Source organism: Acinetobacter sp. ANC 4910, assembly GCF_004331035.1.
In the GTDB taxonomy this organism is placed as follows: domain Bacteria; phylum Pseudomonadota; class Gammaproteobacteria; order Pseudomonadales; family Moraxellaceae; genus Acinetobacter.
Genome location: NZ_SJNT01000001.1, coordinates 270,197 through 289,240, shown reverse-complemented (window position 1 = coordinate 289,240; position 19,044 = coordinate 270,197). Strand labels below are relative to the sequence as shown.

The following is a 19,044-nucleotide window of genomic DNA, read 5'->3' as shown; positions in this document are numbered from 1 at the left end:
ATATTTTAATAGGGTTTTTGTTATTAAAATAAATGGGCCATAATTTGGTTAATAGCTTATTGTTTTAATGAAATAATGTGTATTTTGGATATATGTTGTATGGCATTGATTTTTAGATCTTGTTTATAAAGCTAAGTTTTCTAATTTTTATTCTAAAAATAATAAATATAAAAATATAATTAATCTATATTAAAAAATGTGTGAACCAGTTCAATGTTTTTTTAAAAAAATAATTAATGCTATTGTTTTTTTAATATTTTTTAATATTCTCTTATATAAGTATTATAAAAATCTATCACATAAATGCTTAATTTTTTTAAGGGTTTTTGTGGAATAAAATAATCCCCCTCAGTTAAATAGGTGGGGAAATGAAATAGAAATAAAAGAGGTGGGTATTATGAGTGTTAAAAGATTAATATTGATGGTTGGATGTTCATTGTTTTGGACGGGATGTTCAACAGCAAATAAGAAGCCACCTTTTGAACATTGGAATCAATTCGGTTCAAAACCCTACTTACAGCCTAAAACTATTAAAGAAGGGCATACACAAGTTGTATTTATTCGTGATAAAGAAGGATTAAAAGGGCCGGCAGCCAATGTATTTGTTGAAGGGCATTATTTAACGTCATTATTGCCTAATTCATTTAAAGCAATGCAGTTATGTGCACATCCCACCCGTATGAGTGCAATTTACACGCAAAGTACTGTGAACTATACCAATGTACGTCGATTGAACTCGACCCAAACACTCACAGAAGGTTCGACACAATATTTCAGATTAGTTGATGGCAGTAATCAGGCAATACAAGTACAAGAGCTTACAGAGATACAAGCTCAATCTCTGCTACCAAATTTGAAAGAGGCGGTTGGGACAATGTCTCGTGTAAAAGAAATCGAGGAATGTGCACAGCCTGTCTATGTTCAAGTGCCTGCCAAAACAGTACTCAAAAAATACACCTTACAAGCCAGTACATTATTTGATTATGCGAAGTCTGGTCCAAATGATTTGACTTCTCAAGGCCGCAAAGAAGTTGCAGAAATCGCTAATGAAATTACGCAGGATCAAGAAACCATTAGCCATATTGCTGTTATTGGATATACAGACCCTGTTGGTTCGGATAATTCAAATCAGCAACTCGCACAGCGTAGAGCAGAAACAGTACGAGCACTGTTGGTTCAAGATGGAGCAGTGAAAAAGAATATTTTGGTTGAAGGGCGCGGTGAGCAAGAGCTTGTGGTGAGTGATTGTGATCAGAAATATGCCAAGGATAAAGCAGCGCGTGAGCAATGTAACTTGCCCAACCGACGGGTAGAAATTGTGACCTATGGAATGAAAGCTGAATAAACGTTGTTCTATATTTATTCACAATTTTAAAAAACAAGTTATAAGAAAAGGATAAATAAAATGCCAAATCAAACAGTCACTATAAAATTACATGATGCGAAAACCATTATTTCGGCTTTGCAAGTTACTAAAAATCACGATCAGCCTGTTACGATTAAGGCGCAAAAAGGCATTAATTACGAGTTGATTGATGATGCAACTCAGTTTGCGCCAGAAAATATCAAAATTCAGCGTGTAGGTAATGATCTATATATCGGTTTTGAAGATGATGGTGTGAACGCACTTGATCCTGATCTTATTATTCAAGGTTATTACGGAACAGATGGAACTACAACCAATCTGCTTATTGGTTTGCATGAAAATGGTAGTTATTACGCTTATGTCCCTGAAACAGGTGCACAGCAGCATGCAGTCAGTATGCTGGCTGATCAAGTCAGTGTTGGACAAGCCTTGGGCGGAGAGCTTTTAACTTCGGCATCCTATGAGTTTAACCCGTATTGGTTACTGGCTTTAATTCCACTAGTAGGTTTAGCCGCTGGAGGAGGTGGGGGCGGAGGTGGAGGTGGGACACCAGCACCATCTGCGGACAAACCCGATGTGGTGGCTTTAAATGGCGGTGTAGTTACAGTTAAACCTGGTTCAAATAATGTTAAACAAGTCATTACCTATACCGACGAATCTAATAATGCCGTGACCTTAACTGCATCAAAGGGTTCGGATGGTCAATGGATTCTAGACAAAACGCCAACAGGTGTAAGCATTGATTCATCAACAGGCTTAGTGACTATTGGTATGGATGCCGTGAAAGATGGCAGCACAGTGACTTCTACGGGCACTAACACTAGCAATAATACGGCTACTGATAACGATACAGCGAAGATAGATGATAGCACCCCAACTTCAGCAGATGCACCTGATGTTGTGGCTTTGGCGACTGGTGCTGTTGCAGTAAAACCAGGTGCAGATAATGTTAAGCAGGTTGTGACTTATATAGATGAATCCAATAATCCTGTGACCTTAACGGCAACAAAAGGAGCTGATGGTAAATGGAGTCTAGATAAAACGCCTAGCAATGTTGCAATTGATCCTACAACGGGTTTGATTGCGCTTGGTCCAGATGCGGTCAAAGATGGTTCAAATGTTCAATCAGTGGGAAGTGATACTTATAATAATACTGCGACAGATAGCGATACAGCAAAAGCTGATGAAACAGATACTCAAGGTTCAGATTTAATTGCTGATAAGCCTGATGTATTGGCGCTGGTTGGGGGTTCGGTTACAGTTACGCCTGGTGTAGATAATGTTAAACAGGTGATCAGCTATACCGATGAAAGCAATACGCCAGTGAGCCTGATAGCAACCAAGGCCGCGGATGGGACCTGGAGTTTGGATAGTACCCTGACAGGTGTGAGTATTAATCCTGCAACGGGTGTTGTGACCATAGGAATGGAAGCTGTAAAAGATGGTAGTGTTGTTACTTCTGTGGGTTCAGATCAATTCGACAATACTGCGAGCGACAGTGATACAACGTATTTAGATGTTACAAGCTACACCGTCACCTTCGACTCAATCACCAACGACACTGGCAGTTCCAGCAGTGATTTCATCACCAATGACAATAGCTTGCTGTTTAAAGGCACGGTGGATCTGGGAGATGGCAATGTTCTGAGTGTGAGTGTCGGTGCGACCACCTATACCACGGCTGATCCACGCCTGACTGTCGATGGTTTAGGCAACTGGACCCTGGATATGAGCGGCACCAACTTGGCTGATGGCAGCTATGCGGTGGTGGCAACCGTCACCGATACCGCGGGGAATAGCTTAAGTACAAGCAGTCAAGATGTGGTAATTGATACCAAGATCGATACGGACAACGACGGTCAGACCGTGAGCTTCGACTCGATCACCAATGACACTGGTACCGCAGACGACTTCATCACCAATGACAACACCTTGCTGTTTAAAGGTACGGTGGATCTGGATGATGGCAACAGCCTCAGCGTCAAAGTCGGCAGCACGACCTACCTCGCCACAGATCCACGCCTGACTGTCGATGGTTTAGGCAACTGGACCCTAGATTTAACGGGTTCGGCATTACTCGATGGTACCTATGCGGTGGTGGCGACCGTCATCGACACTGCGGGCAACACCGCCAGCAGCACCAGCCAGAACGTGGTAATTGATACCAAGGTCGATACGGACAACGACGGTCAGACCGTGAGCTTCGACTCGATCACCAATGACACTGGCAGCTCAGCGACCGACTTCATCACCAATGACAATACTTTGCTGTTTAAAGGCACGGTGGATCTGGGAGATGGCAATGTTCTGAGTGTGAGTGTCGGTGCGACCACCTATACCACGGCTGATCCACGCCTGACCGTTGATGGTTTAGGTAACTGGACGCTGGATCTGAGCGGCACTAGCTTGGCTGATGGCACTTATGCCGTAGTGGCAACCGTCACCGATACTGCGGGCAACACCGCCAGCAGCACCAGTCAGAACGTGGTAATTGATACCAAGGTCGATACGGACAACGACGGTCAGACCGTGAGCTTCGACTCGATCACCAACGACACTGGCAGCTCCAGCAGTGACTTCATCACCAATGACAACACTTTGCTGTTTAAAGGCACGGTGGATCTGGGGGACGGCAACAGCCTCAGCGTCAAAGTCGGCAGCACGACTTACCTCGCCACAGATCCACGCCTGACCGTTGATGGTTTAGGCAACTGGACGCTGGATTTAACGGGTTCGGCATTACTCGATGGTACCTATGCAGTGGTGGCGACTGTGACCGACACAGCAGGCAACACTGCCAGCAGCACCAGCCAGAACGTGGTAATTGATACCAAGATCGACACGGACAACGACGGTCAGACCGTGAGCTTCGACTCGATCACCAATGATACCGGTACCGCAGACGATTTCATCACCAATGACAATACTTTGCTGTTTAAAGGCACGGTGGATCTGGATGATGGTAATAGCCTCAGTGTAACGGTAGGTGCAACCACCTACACCACTGCCGATCCACGCCTGACTGTCGATGGTTTAGGCAACTGGACCCTGGATATGAGCGGCACCAACTTGGCTGATGGCAGCTATGCGGTGGTGGCGACCGTCACCGATACTGCGGGGAACACTGCCAGCAGCACCAGCCAAAATGTGGTGATTGATACAAAAGTGGATAAGGATGGTGATGGAGATATTGTAACCTTCGACTCGATTACCAATGACACTGGCAGTTCCAGCAGTGACTTCATCACTAATGACAATACTTTGCTGTTTAAAGGCACGGTGGATCTGGATGATGGCAATAGCCTCAGTGTAACGGTAGGTGCAACCACCTACACCACTGCCGATCCACGCCTGACTGTCGATGGTTTAGGCAACTGGACCCTGGATATGAGCGGCACCAACTTGGCTGATGGCAGCTATATGGTAGTGGCAACAGTGACCGATACAATGGGGAATACTGGTAATTCAATTAGTAGAAATGTGGTAATTGATACCAAGATCGATACGGACAACGACGGTCAGACCGTGAGCTTCGACTCGATCACCAATGATACCGGTACCGCAGACGATTTCATCACCAATGACAATACTTTGCTGTTTAAAGGCACGGTGGATCTGGATGATGGCAACAGCCTCAGCGTCAAAGTCGGCAGCACGACTTACCTCGCCACAGACCCACGCCTGACTGTCGATGGTTTAGGCAACTGGACCCTGGATCTGACTGGCACTAGCTTGGCTGATGGCAGCTATATGGTAGTGGCAACAGTGACCGATACAATGGGGAATACTGGTAATTCAATTAGTAGAAACGTGGTAATTGATACCAAGATCGATACGGACAACGACGGTCAGACTGTGAGCTTCGACTCGATCACCAACGACACTGGCAGTTCCAGCAGTGACTTCATCACCAATGACAATACTTTGCTGTTTAAAGGCACGGTGGATCTGGATGATGGCAATAGCCTCAGCGTCAAAGTCGGCAGCACGACCTACCTCGCCACAGACCCACGCCTGACCATCGATGGTTTAGGCAACTGGACCCTGGATCTGAGCGGCACCAGCTTGGCTGATGGCACCTATGCCGTGGTGGCGACCGTGACCGACACCGCGGGGAACAGCTTAAGCACAAGCAGTCAAGATGTGGTGATTGATACCAAGATCGACACGGACAACGACGGTCAGACCGTGAGCTTCGACTCGATCACCAACGACACTGGCAGCTCCAGCAGTGACTTCATCACCAATGACAATACTTTGCTGTTTAAAGGCACGGTGGATCTGGGGGACGGCAACAGCCTCAGCGTCAAAGTCGGCAGCACGACCTACCTCGCCACAGACCCACGCCTGACCGTTGATGGTTTAGGTAACTGGACCCTGGATTTAACGGGTTCGGTATTACTCGATGGCAGCTATGCGGTGGTGGCGACCGTGACCGATACCGCGGGGAATAGCTTAAGTACAAGCAGTCAAGATGTGGTGATTGATACCAAGATCGACACGGACAACGACGGTCAGACCGTGAGCTTCGACTCGATCACCAACGACACTGGTAGCTCCAGCAGTGACTTCATCACCAATGACAATACTTTGCTGTTTAAAGGCACGGTGGATATGGGGGACGGCAACAGCCTCAGCGTCAAAGTCGGCAGCACGACCTACCTCGCTACAGACCCACGCCTGACCGTCGATGGTTTAGGCAACTGGACCCTGGATCTGAGCGGCACCAACTTGGCTGATGGCACTTATGCCGTAGTGGCAACCGTCACCGATACCGCGGGGAATAGCTTAAGTACAAGCAGTCAAGATGTGGTAATTGATACCAAGATCGACACGGACAACGACGGTCAGACCGTGAGCTTCGACTCGATCACCAACGACACTGGCAGCTCCAGCAGTGACTTCATCACCAATGACAATACTTTGCTGTTTAAAGGCACCGTGGATCTGGATGATGGTAATAGCCTCAGCGTCAAAGTCGGCAGCACGACCTACCTCGCCACAGACCCACGCCTGACCGTTGATGGTTTAGGCAACTGGACGCTGGATTTAACGGGTTCGGCATTACTCGATGGTACCTATGCAGTGGTGGCGACTGTGACCGACACAGCAGGCAACACTGCCAGCAGCACCAGCCAGAACGTGGTAATTGATACCAAGATCGATACGGACAACGACGGTCAGACCGTGAGCTTCGACTCGATCACTAACGACACTGGCAGCTCAGCGACCGACTTCATCACCAATGACAACACCTTGCTGTTTAAAGGTACGGTGGATCTGGATGATGGCAACAGCCTGAGTGTGAAAGTCGGCAGTACCACTTATCTTTCTACCGACTCACGTTTAACGGTTGATCCAGCAGGGAATTGGACCCTCGATCTAACAGGGACCACTTTGGCTGATGATACTTATGCCGTGGTGGCCACGGTGACCGATACCGCAGGCAACACCGCCAGCAGTAATCAGAATGTAATAGTAGATACAGTTGCTGATGCACCAGATGTCATTGCAGTATTGGGCGGTTCAGTGGGTATTGTTCCCGGTGATGATAATCTTCAACAGGTCATCACTTATAAGAATGAATTGGATGTTGATGTAACTTTAACTGCGACTAAAGCACCTAATGGAACTTGGAGTTTGGATACAACTCCATTGAATGTCAGTATTAATAGTACAACGGGTGTAGTCAGCATCGGGCGTGATGCCGTAAAAGATGGCAGTCTTGTTACTTCCATTGGTACAGACTTTTTAGGCAATACTGCTCAGGACAGTGATACAACATATCCAGATGATACAACACCATCGGCTGCAGATCAGCCCGATGTGGTTGGATTGGATGATGGTTCCGTCACTGTAACTCCAGGTGCAGATAATGTTGAGCAGGACATTTATTATACGGATGAAGAAAATACTCTTGTTGTCTTATCTGCATCACAAGCAGGCGATGGTACGTGGAGTATTGTCAATAATCCAATACCATCACCATTACCAACAGGTGTAAGTATAGATTCAATTACAGGTGTGGTTACGATTGCTCCTGATGCAGTAAAAGATGGGAGTGTAGTTACTTCGTATGGTTTTGATGTTTCAAATAATTTTGCATTAGATAGTGGTACCGCCAAAGGCGATGTCGTGATCGTCTCCGTCTCAGAAGAAGGGCTTGCAGGTGCAAATGCTGATGCTGTTGGCAACCCTGAGGATACAACCAATGCGACGTCTATTACAGACACTCTATATTTAGGTACTCTAACTTCAGTTGCCGTAGCAGGACCATCAGGTATTATTTCTGGAGGCCAGACGGTGACTTGGAGTGGTTCACTTACAGCAGGTGTTTATACATTGACAGGAACAGCAGGAGGGAAAGAGGTCGCGGTACTGACACTTTCAACTTCAGGGGCTTATACCTTTAGCTTGAAACAGCCGATAGACCACTCAATGGCTTCACTTGAGAATATTTTAGGTCTTGGTTTTACCATTGCTTCTACTGATGCTGTTGGAACAACCAATTCAACTTTAGTCATTAATGTTGAAGATGATTCACCAATTGCTGCTCCGAGTACTACATATGGTGTTGATGTACAGCCTGCTGCTGTGGAGGGAGAGTTAGTCGTTAGTTATGGCGCAGATCATGGTCATGTACAAAGTGTCACGGTCGATGGTTATACCTTAAGCTATTCATCTGTAACAGATTCAGTTTCAGCTTTAGGAGCTGCAGGTTCAATTACTTACAGCTTCAATGCTGTAAATGATGAGTTAACCATCAACAAAGGCACGGGGGAAGTTCTGGTCGTCGATATGTTGACGGGGCATTATAGTTATTCCTCATTAGCGATAACAACAGCAGCTCAAGCACCAATTGTTGGCATTAACAAATCAGCCAGTTTGTTAGGATTGGTAAATGCAGAGGCCTTAGATTTGATCGGGATTGGTACTAACCAACTTTTAACGGCGGTTGATCCAAATAACGATATTAAATCAGTTGTAGTCAATGCAGGTGCTGCCATTAGTATTGGAGTCTTAAATTACTACAAATTAGATTGGTCTGTTGATATGGCCGCAGAGTTTGGAATAAAGGTTGTAGAAAATAATGACATTGTAAATTTACTGTTAGTTACAACCCAATCTTATTCTAAACTCACCATTACATCGTTAGATGGTGGGCCAATTGATAACTTTAAATTGAATGAATTTTTAGCAACGGTTTACGTTCATCAATATGGTATAGATCTAGTATCACTAGGTCTAGCACCGACAATTTCTATTTCTGCAACAGATAGTCAACCCGTGACATCAACTACCTCTTATACCGATTTGCTTGGTGTAAGCCTATTAGATCCGAGTAACGACCCAGCAGGTGTGGTAGAGGGCACAAGCGGTATAAATACGCTCAACGGTACTAATGGTGATGATCGGTTATATGGCTATGCTGGAAATGATAATTTAACGGGTAACCAAGGGAATGATTTACTTCGCGGTGGGGCGGGTAACGATACTTTAAGTGGTGGTGCTGGTAACGACATTTTAAGTGGTGGTACAGGAAATGACACACTTACGGGTGGTTCGGGCAATGACACCTTCCTTTGGGAGAAAGGGGATCAGGGCACTGTTGTAACACCAGCCGTAGATACCATTACTGATTTTTCTAAACAACCTGTTGCGGGTGGTGGAGATATTCTGGATTTACGTGGCTTATTGGTCGGTGAATTGGCGAAGGGTACAAGTATTGGAAACTTGGCAAATTATTTATACTTTGTCTTTGATGGCACCAATACAATTCTTTATATCAGTACTGCGGGTACGCTTTCGGCTGCAACACCAACGACAACTTCTGATCAGCACATTACATTTAGCAATGTAGATTTAGTCGGTAGCTATACTACTCAGCAAGAGATTATTTCGAATTTACTCAAAAATGGAAATCTCTTGGTTGATCAGGCAACGACCTCAACGGATTTAAATGGTTCCTCATCCTTCGATGTTGTGATTGTGGATAATGATGGTGATACTGCTTCAACCAATATCACGTTTGACTCAACTTCACCATCTACCTCGGCACAACCGAATGTAGCACCGATTGCACAGGCTACTGATGCAACTTTACTGGGCTTAATTGGTGTAGATGCACTTGGTATTATTGACTTGAATCAACAGGCTTTTATTGCAGTCGATCAAAACCAAAACTTGCGTTCAGTAGAAGTAAAATTTAATGGTCTACTCACGGTAAATTTAGGAAGCTTGAGCTTCTCTGCTTCTGCTCAATTAGCAGCAGATTTGGGACTCGAAATTCATATTAACAATACATCGGGTGTGTTGGGGGTTGTTGGTGCAACGTCTACCATAACGATCACTGCGCTAGATGGTGGAAACATTGATAATCTAGCAGTGAATGAATTGTTAGCCACTATTCAACTCAATTCCGATGTAAATTTACTCAGTTTGGTTACGGGCTTAGATGTTAGCGCTTTGGGTAGTTTCAGTGTGACTGCAAAAGATAGTTATGGTGCAACAGATTCAGACAGCTTCTCATCGTTACTGAATGCTCAGGTACTCCAGAACTTGTTAGGGTCTGGAGGAAATCCCGATATTATTCAAGGAACTTCAGCAAACGATACATTAAACAATAGTGCATCAGGCACCATTCATGAGCGTCTTTATGGCTACGATGGTGATGATACGCTAAATGGTAGTTCTGGAAATGACTTACTCCGTGGTGGTGCAGGGAACGACACCTTAAATGGTGGTGACGGTAATGACCTGTTAATTGATGGCAATGGTGCGGATACTTTCAATGCGGGTAATGGTAATGACGTGATGATCATTTCAGGTACGGGCTTTGTTTCTATTGATGGCGGTGCAGGTACAGATACTTTAACACTATTGGATGGCATAGATTTAGATTTAACCACATCGAATAACATTACCAATATCGAACGTATCGATTTGGGTAATGGTGCAGAAGGTTCGAAATTAACGTTGACTGCCGCTGATGTTCTAGAAGTTACTGGAACTTCTACACTACAAATTTTTGGGGATTCGCATGATCAGGTACAAATGATTGGCGCGATTAAAGGTGCAGAATCTACCATTAATGGTGTAACGATGACGCAATACACAATCGGTGCAAACACGGTGTTTGTTGATAATGACATTGTGAATGGAATGGGGGTGATCGTCCTGTAATTGATCAGTAATTTATCTAGATTGACTTAAATTACATAATGAACCTCTCCGATTTATCGGGGAGGTTTTCTTTATTGAGTTTGAATCATTAAAGTTAGAACTATCTAATGTAAAAATCCCGCCATCAAGGCGGGATTTTTTGCGTCACACGACTCATCCTTTGTCATTATCGAATACATAAATTCAAAAACTTATAAATTCTTGCGACATATAATGACAATAAACAGTGACGCAACCTATGTCATTTTTGGGATAACACGACACAACCTATGTCAATTTCTGAAAATGTGTTTTCAAGAAGGAGTAAAATATGATCCCATTGCAAGAATTCCACTTTTATTTAACTACCGCAAAAAATCAGCCATTCGCTATTATGACTGAAATTAAGAAAGCCGATAGTGGTCAATTTAGTGCATGGACTGGGATGCCACAAGAATTACCAACAGATATTATTGTAGATATAAGTCAATCACCTCTATCATCAGAAATGCATGATACAGCTCTTAATGCTTTTGAGGCTTTATTCGCTAATATTGTAAAATATGCCGAAAAATATAATTATAACTTTACCCAAATTAATAATCCTTGTAACTGCGAGCTTTTATCAGTTGAAAAACAGAAAAATTTATTAAGTCAATTTAATATTGATGCAGAAGTAACAGTTAATAATCCTCCATCACTTACAGCGCCATAATTTTATATTAATTAATATAAAGAGAGTTGAATGCAAGTAAAGACAGGGAGATGGGCCATACCTATATAGTTCATACGAGAAAGCCAGAGAGGATGTCTGGCTTTTTTATTGTCTATATTTCAGATGTGTAGTAAGGAAGAATATGACCATAAAAAATCATCGTCGGCTATTTCATAGATTAATACTATGATTCCCCAAATAACAACTTACCGATCCACCAAATAGACTGGCCAAAATTTGAAATAAGTTGTTCACCTTGTCTAAGATAAGACCTATTTTCATCAATTCCAGCTAGCTTCAAAGCATCTCCAATCTTAGAACTCGTCTGATGTGCATCACCATTTCGCATATCATAGACTCCAGCAATCACTCCAAAAATCTCACGAGCTTTATCGTTTCCAACCTTATCAGCTAAGATACTTTCAAGAAGTTTATTTGAACCTAGCTTCTCTTTATCTTTATGCGTTGAAAGCTTACGGAGTTGCTCCTTATTCAAACGCTCAGAGAAAAAACGGATAACTTCCTTTGCTAATCTTAATAATGATGTCTGATCCTTACTCGAAAAACGAGAGATATCCTTAAAAAAGTTTGTATCACTTATATCTTGTGAAAATAACTTAATTCCATATTCATTATGGAACCCTGCTTCTAACAACTTGGTACATTCAAATAGCATAGTTTCAGCAGCGTGTGTAGAAGCAGGTTTTGCCTTAACCTGTGACATCAGTAATTCAGAAGAAACCTTTCCATCTGGGGCTGTGTTATGGCCAGCCCAAACATGTTGCTCCCATGCTTCTAAACGGGCTATATCATAAGCATATACAGTAATGAAATCGGACGAGTTCACTCCAAAATGTATTCTATATCCAGAGGTCGAATGAATAGCTCCAGTTTCTGCCGTATACCATTCAAGAAAAAAACCTCTATAACTAAGCAATTCATTAACAACACCAGAACGAAACCATAGCCAACGACCTATATCTTCATTGTTTAATGAAGCAGCATTCATTCTTGTCCCATCAGTTTCTACAACGAAATTTGGTAATGTATCGTTTTGATCTCTACGAACACGTATACTTTTTCTTTGATGATGAATCCATTCATCCTTCCAAAACTCTCCTTCTACTCGTACACCTTGATATCCACCTTTATGACCTTTTGAAGTTTCATAGTCTGTATTGTCATCATTTTCAGGCCCCATTACTGGTGCATCTTCACCTTCATCTACATCTGTTCTCCAAACTCTAAAAGATGCCCATCCACCTCCAAAAACATCATTTAGATTGCGAATAAGTAGCTCAAACCTTCCATAGTTTCGCTGTTTGAATAGCCACCAAAAATTTAGACACACATAGCCCGATTGAAATGGGCTTTTTCATACTCTAATGGAGAACGTTGACCATTAGAACCATGTCTGCGTTTTGAATTTTAGAACAAAACCATTCAAGTTTTTAAAGAGTACACATGAAGTTTGAAACAATTGTAATTGACGGAAAGATAAAATATTACACTTCTATGAGAAGTATCTTTATTGCTTGCATAATTGTATTCCTAGTGAATTTCTTCATGGCTGTGAAAATTAGGCTCGACATAGCTCATATAGGTAATTTTGACGGTTATACAACGAATCAGACTCTAGTAACCTATTTTGCATGGTACGCAAAGTGGGGGGGATTGTTAGCTATTTAAGCTTGATGATCTTTACCACGGGCTTGTTTTATACCTTTTCCAAGATTAAGCTCTAATAGAATGCTTGATGAAAATCAGACGGAACAACCAAACAAAGTAGTGCTTGATAAAGGGTCACATGTTTCTGAAATTAGGAAGAAAGAAAAAAAATACGAGATAATTAGAGTTTGTTGCTATGTTTTATTTATGGCTAGTGGGATGTTCTTTTTAATGTATGACATACACTCTAATGTGCTTGATACCTTTCAAGGTAAACCTAATGCAATAAGTAAAGCATTTGATTTCACAGCTTTATTTGTGGCACAGGTTTTTGCAGCCAGTTGGATATTGTCATTACTAGCATTGTTTGGCGTAAGAAAAGACTTAAAGAATCTAAGAGTTAAGTATTGATGTTGATTAAAGTATAACTGTCGAATATTTAGGGGGTAACTTGAAGTATATTTTTTTGCTTGTAGCACTGTCGATTTCTTGTACGCACGCTGCTGAGAAAAAAACAACGCCGTTGGATGGGAGAGAGCACCGCAAGTTCAATTTAATCGTACCATTTACGGCAAACGTCTTAAGGTATTTAAAGGCGCAATAAAGATCAAAACTGATGCTCAAGGTAATGTTGAATTTGCAGAGATAACTAAAAGTACGGGTAATAAAAAAGCTGATATTGCAGTTAGATATGCCACGTTTCACGCAAAAATGAAGCCTTATTATGAAAATGGTGTAGCTATGCCTATTATAGCTGTGCAACCTTTTGAGTTTGAGAACCCGTATTACGAAGAAGGCACTTATTATCAATGTAAGTGGGAAGTTGAATCAGCACACTTTGCGGCTCAGGAAAAGTATAAAACTTTTGATGATGCTTTTAATGAGATGGATTTTGTATATTTGAAAAAACCTTCAAATATTAGAGAGTATGAGTCTACGGACAACACCAATCAAATAATGGGAAAGTACAACGTTAAGTTCAGCTCTAAAGAAGGAAAAATAGAATCTTATGCTCAGGTTATAGATCCACCGAATCTTTATGGATATTTTGCTATTGATGCAATTAAAAGCACGGAAGTTAGATCTAAAAAGAAAATATGGCTATCTGATTTTATTAATCATCAGGATCAGATAACGATCTTTAAAAAATGTGAATCAGATCCGATAATTTAAATAGGAAACTGGTTTACAGCAATTAAGCTATAAACCAGTTTTGTTGGTGAATAGCAGTTAAGCTATAAACCTATTTTATTAGTGAATAGCAGTTAAGCTATAAACTTATGTTATTGGTGAATAGCAATTAAGCTACAAACCTTTGTTATTGGTAAATAGCTACTCAGCTATAAACCTCTTGTATTAGTAAATAGCACCTAAGCTATAAACCTTCTGTGTAATAAGCTGATGAGTTTTACACTTCTCAGCTATTTTTAGTGTTCACAAAGCTTCAAATTGCGTTGCTTCACTAATGGCGTACTTGCAAGCGTTAAAAGCATAATTGCAGTGCCGAGTATAGGGTTAGAACCGCTTTCACATGTATATAGTGGGACATGCTAGTTACTTGCTCTGTATTCAAATCATCTGTATTCGATTCCTATGTCAAGCACAGAAATTATAGATGACATTAAAGCACAGTATTACCTTTGAATCTAAATTCGAGAGGTCCTTTGTGCTTTAGGAACGTATACATGCGTGTTTAATGGCATGCATTGTAAGTGTTCCAGTATGTATATTGATCATAAATAGTGTTCATTCAATGAATGATAAAGAAACTAAAACTGATCAATGTTTTCAATTAGCACCCTTTTGAGGGGATCATGCTACAACTTAATTTTCGCTATTCCTGTATGGAAAAATACCATTAGAAAAATAGTAATAAAATTAAGTATCGAAAGGTATTAACCTGATTTTTGGTCAGGAGTAGTAGCCTTCTCAATGAAATCACCAAGAGCAACTTCGGCTGCATTTTTAGCAATAGTGGTAATCATTTGAGTTGGCCCACCTTGTTCTTTTACCAAGTTGTTAAATGCTGCTGCACCATGAATTACACGACCATCAGGCAGTGTTCTTGATGCATAAAGTGGATCAGACTGCTTTTGGCGAGAGGGGTGTGAATTGATTGGAATCACAGTGGCAGGGGTTGAAGGTGGTTTTGCATTATTGTCAGGATTGTTCATGACTAGACTCCTAAATAATGCTTATGGACGATCCATAAGCTGCATGGATTACAGCACATCTAAAGTGTTTTAAAAAGATGTATTTAGCCATTTCAATGAAACAAAAAATGGTTTAAAGGTCTAATTTTGTTAGATGTAAAGGTACTTCTTGATATTTAACAGGGATTTATAAATTTCCTTATTTTTGATATTGTTACGCTTTATATACAAAATATACATTATATCCACTTATGAATTATGTTGAACGAGATGCATCATTAAGATTATTAACGCTAAGAACTGAATATTTAAAAGCAAATTTGAAAGGGCTTGTAAAGAATATTGAAAAGCGAGTTCTAAAGAAAAATATCTGCGCTAAAAGTAACCATGTTGATGTTAGTTGGGATGATTGGATTTTTGCGGCTTTAGATTGCTTTGAACCTAATTGGCATAAGAAACTGACACCTAATGAACCGATACCTACGGAAATCTTAAATCGGTTGCCTATCCCAAATGGTGAACTTCTGTCACTTGGTAATTGGATGTTGACTAAAAATATCTATCGATTTGATGATTTGGTAGCGAGAGAGCTATCTAAGAGTGAATTTGATGAAATGTTACGGAACAGGAATGACTGGTACACTACGAATAGGAATGAATGGTACATTAATACAAGAATATGCATATAAAAGACCACTTTAATAGGTGGACTATATATTTGAATCTACTAAGTATTAAGCACTACATAGGATCTTAAGGATAATTAACTCCGAATCCGGATGCTTGTGAATCTATCTAATTTTTCAAATTTATATTCTTTATTAATTTGCAAGTAATTCAGTTCTTTACCCTTGTTTAACATTTGAAGATGGAATAAAGGTTGTAAAGTAGATAAGTGCCAGTACCATTGAGCAGTAAAGTCTGTTGCACTTTCATGCCAATTGTTATCAATGTCAGAGATTTCTTCAATTTTCTTCTCAATCATAAAGCTAATTTTTTCATCAGAAAATGTGTTTTTATAATATTTCACAACCGCATAATCTAATAAGCAAAATTTTATATCAAATAGATAACCATTTTGGGGAATATCAAATTTCCATGCTGACCAAACGTGGAATGCTTTTTCATATAAACTATATTTAAGCTTACTGGAAGCGAGTCTTTCAAATTCTTCGAGACATACCCTTATACACTTTCTTCCTTCATCATTAGAACTAAGAGGGTACAGATATAGAGAATTAATATAAATATTAATAAAGGACTCATTATTTGCGATGGCTAAAGCTTTGCCTAGAGCTTTTTGTAAAGTTGGTACTCTTGATGGGTAAGTATTGAATATTTTTAGTATTTTACAAAAAAACTCCTTTTCATAACTACACTTACATAAAAGTTTGGCTACAAATTCCTCCTCATTTTCTGTTAAAGGATGTTGTTCTCTATGCTCAAATGGGAATAAAGAAGACAGTGTGCAGAATATTACATGATGATCGTTAGAGTCATATGTAAGATTTAAAAGGAGAGATGGATCAATATTGGAAAATATCCCCCATAGAGTAGGTATATCTCTAACTTCGCTAATAAGTTTATATAATTCTGATTTATTTTTTAGTTGTACAAGAATGTGAAAAGCATAAATCGAAGAAAAATTTATGCAATGTTTAAGCTCAGTATGTGCTAAATGAAGTGATGAATAAATTTTTTCCCAATCCTCACTTTGTATAAAAGTACTAATGTTTTCTAAATTATGCCGTAATCTAAAAGTATGTTGTTTATTGATTTGTGTATTTCTAAATAGGTTTTCAATAAGAATAATATTTTGTGGGTGAATTTGTATGTTGTTTGATTCTAGTATTTTTATAATATCTCCTTTATTGAACTTATAAATGATATTTAAAATATTTATGATTTTATCTTCACTAGTTGGGGTTCTTAATGTTGATATAATCCAAAAAATTAATAAGTATTCAATATTCTTGGTGGGTAGTTTAAGGCTTAGATCATGAATAATATTATCTAAAGTTTCATACCTACAAAAGCTTTGTAAGATATGAATATCCTCTTCCGTGATTGGATATTGAAGAGCACTCTCAATAAGGTTATTACTAATTTTCATATCAACTACGCCATATTAAATATTCATCATTTTGAAGTGATTGCCAGAACTCATCAAAAGCATCAGCAATCATTTGTCCATCGGTTACTTTTTGTAAGATATGATGGCTTTTACCAAAACCATTCACGGATGTCCCTAAAGACCAAGCTAAAGTACCTTGTTGTGTATGAGGAAAAATTATAAATCGGTCATGGAATTTACCATTATTTACATTTCTTGTAGTACGAAACTCTAAATTTATGGATGATTTGAATGCTGTATCATATTGGTTGAAATTTGCTTTAATTTCACTTAAATCCTCATATGATTCTCTAGAAAATTGATTTTTACATTCAGAACATAATAACTCATTGCATTGTGTACATATTGAATTCGATGGGCTATATGATGCTGTAATTGCTCTCATTTGGCTATTCAAATAAGAATTTCGGAATAGAGTTGCTTTTAAATCTTCATGGGATAGATATGGATCCCACAACCAAACTGCCATATGTCCATACTTCTCTATTAACCAATGAATGTCTTTAAGAGCTTCTTTATGAGCTTCATTTTTACTTATTGTAGGTGCGGTTCTATACTGAATAAATTCTCTGTTGGTTTTAGATTTTTCAATGTCATTTTTATAGATTCTTTGCTTTGTCCAGTCAAAAATTGGTGCTTCATATTCAGGTGATCGCAAAGGCAGCCTTATTTCAGTACCATCTGAATTAATAAATTTTCTTATGTGAGTAGAACTATAATCTCCTACTATATGAGTTTTAATATGTATTGTATTAATGAAGCTGGTTGGTTTTGTGCTACATAGAATTAGATTTTCATTATAATCAATAATATTTGAGATGAACGGCAGATCAGAGTGAAAGGGAATTATAAAATCATTTAAATCGGGAGATGTGAGAACTACATTTTTTTGCTCTAATAATTCATCTTCTTGGAGGTTTTCACAAATAATTGCTAAAGGGCGTGGAGTAGTTTTAGGATGCCATGCTATTTCGCAATGTAATTCTCTAGTACTTTTTTCTTTATAAAAATTAATACTTAAAATATCAATCGGAATTTGGAAAATATAGTTTCCAATCTTATCTGAAAGTTCAGATATTTGTATAGGAAGATTATTTTGTTGAATTTTACTTGATAGTTCCTGAAGAATTGAAGGATTTTCTAACAAAAATTTTAATTCATTTTTTGTAGTATTGACCCATTCATAAATATAAGATCCATTGAAAAAATTATTTTTGAGTAGACTGTTGATAGGTACTTTGTCAAAGCTATCAGGAGCCACAAATTTTTTGTCTTCTAATTTTAATTTGGGTACTGAGCAATGATATTTTTTATCATTCGACATTGTCCATACGTTTTTATCTGTTAGATTTCTGATGTTTAAGATAAATGAGTCAATGCTTTTATAGTATCGTTTAATGCCTAATTTATAATTTTTATAGTTAATTTTGACTAGGCCTTCTGTAAGGTATTGGTCTGTATCAAATTGAACATTTTTCTTATCAGATGCTACCGCGAGTGTTAATACATTTACAATGGATTTATCTATTAATAGGCCTATCTCAATAATTTCTATACAATTAAAAAAACCTAGTAAATTTGGTTGTAGAAGATATTCCATATCTTTGTAATAAAGATTGAATTTATCTTCTTCAGTAAGTTGATGTTCTATAGTTAAAGTTGATTTCATTGGTAGTGGAATATTGTGTTAATTGATGAATTTTAATCTAAAGTGGCTTTGTTGCATAAATTTATTCGTAAGTTATCACTTAGCAATATAATTCTCAGATGACTAGGCCGATACCTAAAACTTATCAAACAATCCATTTTCCTTCGTACAACCATGTTTTGATTAGTCGTGGAAATT

10 protein-coding genes are annotated in these 19,044 nt (G+C 39.5%); 6 read left to right on the top strand and 4 right to left on the bottom strand.

Annotated features, from left to right (window positions below; all coding sequences use genetic code 11):
* Nucleotides 1-397 precede the first annotated feature (397 nt).
* The 3 genes from E0H82_RS01255 (at nucleotide 398) to E0H82_RS01245 (ending at nucleotide 11,243) form a co-directional block, all read left to right on the top strand.
* Complete coding sequence (locus tag E0H82_RS01255) at nucleotides 398-1,345, top strand: OmpA family protein (protein WP_131262632.1); 948 nt, start codon at nucleotides 398-400, stop codon at nucleotides 1,343-1,345.
* Nucleotides 1,346-1,405: 60 nt separating this feature from the next.
* Nucleotides 1,406-10,549 carry a beta strand repeat-containing protein gene (locus tag E0H82_RS01250; protein ID WP_131262631.1) on the top strand — a complete coding sequence of 3,048 codons (9,144 nt, stop codon included), beginning with the start codon at nucleotides 1,406-1,408 and terminating at the stop codon, nucleotides 10,547-10,549.
* Between the two features lie 310 nt (nucleotides 10,550-10,859).
* Nucleotides 10,860-11,243, top strand: a complete 384-nt coding sequence (locus tag E0H82_RS01245) for a hypothetical protein (RefSeq protein ID WP_131262630.1) — start codon at nucleotides 10,860-10,862, stop codon at nucleotides 11,241-11,243.
* A 184-nt stretch (nucleotides 11,244-11,427) separates the two neighbouring features.
* Here E0H82_RS01245 and E0H82_RS01240 read toward each other — a convergent pair whose 3' ends face one another.
* The gene (locus E0H82_RS01240; RefSeq protein WP_228258605.1) at nucleotides 11,428-12,594 is read right to left on the bottom strand and encodes a hypothetical protein; all 1,167 of its coding nucleotides are present in this window, start codon (nucleotides 12,592-12,594) and stop codon (nucleotides 11,428-11,430) included.
* A gap of 398 nt (nucleotides 12,595-12,992) precedes the next feature.
* Between E0H82_RS01240 and E0H82_RS01235 the strand changes: the two genes are divergently transcribed.
* Both E0H82_RS01235 and E0H82_RS01230 read left to right on the top strand, forming a co-directional pair.
* Entirely contained in the window at nucleotides 12,993-13,322 is a 330-nt protein-coding gene (locus E0H82_RS01235) for a hypothetical protein (protein WP_131262629.1), read from the top strand.
* 330 nt (nucleotides 13,323-13,652) lie between these two features.
* On the top strand, nucleotides 13,653-14,084 hold the full coding sequence (locus tag E0H82_RS01230; RefSeq protein WP_131262628.1) for a hypothetical protein: 432 nt from the start codon (nucleotides 13,653-13,655) through the stop codon (nucleotides 14,082-14,084).
* A 722-nt stretch (nucleotides 14,085-14,806) separates the two neighbouring features.
* On the opposite strand, the gene E0H82_RS01225 is transcribed toward E0H82_RS01230, so the two are convergent.
* Complete coding sequence (locus E0H82_RS01225; RefSeq protein WP_131262627.1) at nucleotides 14,807-15,085, bottom strand: hypothetical protein; 279 nt, start codon at nucleotides 15,083-15,085, stop codon at nucleotides 14,807-14,809.
* Nucleotides 15,086-15,315: 230 nt separating this feature from the next.
* Between E0H82_RS01225 and E0H82_RS01220 the strand changes: the two genes are divergently transcribed.
* A complete protein-coding gene (locus tag E0H82_RS01220) occupies nucleotides 15,316-15,753 on the top strand; it encodes a hypothetical protein (protein ID WP_131262626.1) in 438 nt (145 codons plus the stop codon).
* Between the two features lie 74 nt (nucleotides 15,754-15,827).
* Here E0H82_RS01220 and E0H82_RS01215 read toward each other — a convergent pair whose 3' ends face one another.
* Both E0H82_RS01215 and E0H82_RS01210 read right to left on the bottom strand, forming a co-directional pair.
* Nucleotides 15,828-17,177, bottom strand: a complete 1,350-nt coding sequence (locus tag E0H82_RS01215) for a hypothetical protein (RefSeq protein WP_131262625.1) — start codon at nucleotides 17,175-17,177, stop codon at nucleotides 15,828-15,830.
* A gap of 1 nt (nucleotide 17,178) precedes the next feature.
* Complete coding sequence (locus E0H82_RS01210) at nucleotides 17,179-18,867, bottom strand: VPA1262 family N-terminal domain-containing protein (RefSeq protein WP_131262624.1); 1,689 nt, start codon at nucleotides 18,865-18,867, stop codon at nucleotides 17,179-17,181.
* Nucleotides 18,868-19,044: the final 177 nt, after the last annotated feature.

What these genes read in the sequence shown, in the direction of transcription:
- E0H82_RS01215 (WP_131262625.1), bottom strand. Translation starts at nt 17,177, where the DNA reads ATGAAAATTAGTAATAACCTTATTGAGAGTGCTCTTCAATATCCAATC.
- E0H82_RS01225 (WP_131262627.1), bottom strand. Translation starts at nt 15,085, where the DNA reads ATGAACAATCCTGACAATAATGCAAAACCACCTTCAACCCCTGCCACT.
- E0H82_RS01245 (WP_131262630.1), top strand. Translation starts at nt 10,860, where the DNA reads ATGATCCCATTGCAAGAATTCCACTTTTATTTAACTACCGCAAAAAAT.
- E0H82_RS01230 (WP_131262628.1), top strand. Translation starts at nt 13,653, where the DNA reads ATGCCTATTATAGCTGTGCAACCTTTTGAGTTTGAGAACCCGTATTAC.
- E0H82_RS01220 (WP_131262626.1), top strand. Translation starts at nt 15,316, where the DNA reads ATGAATTATGTTGAACGAGATGCATCATTAAGATTATTAACGCTAAGA.
- E0H82_RS01210 (WP_131262624.1), bottom strand. Translation starts at nt 18,867, where the DNA reads ATGAAATCAACTTTAACTATAGAACATCAACTTACTGAAGAAGATAAA.
- E0H82_RS01235 (WP_131262629.1), top strand. Translation starts at nt 12,993, where the DNA reads ATGCTTGATGAAAATCAGACGGAACAACCAAACAAAGTAGTGCTTGAT.
- E0H82_RS01250 (WP_131262631.1), top strand. Translation starts at nt 1,406, where the DNA reads ATGCCAAATCAAACAGTCACTATAAAATTACATGATGCGAAAACCATT.
- E0H82_RS01255 (WP_131262632.1), top strand. Translation starts at nt 398, where the DNA reads ATGAGTGTTAAAAGATTAATATTGATGGTTGGATGTTCATTGTTTTGG.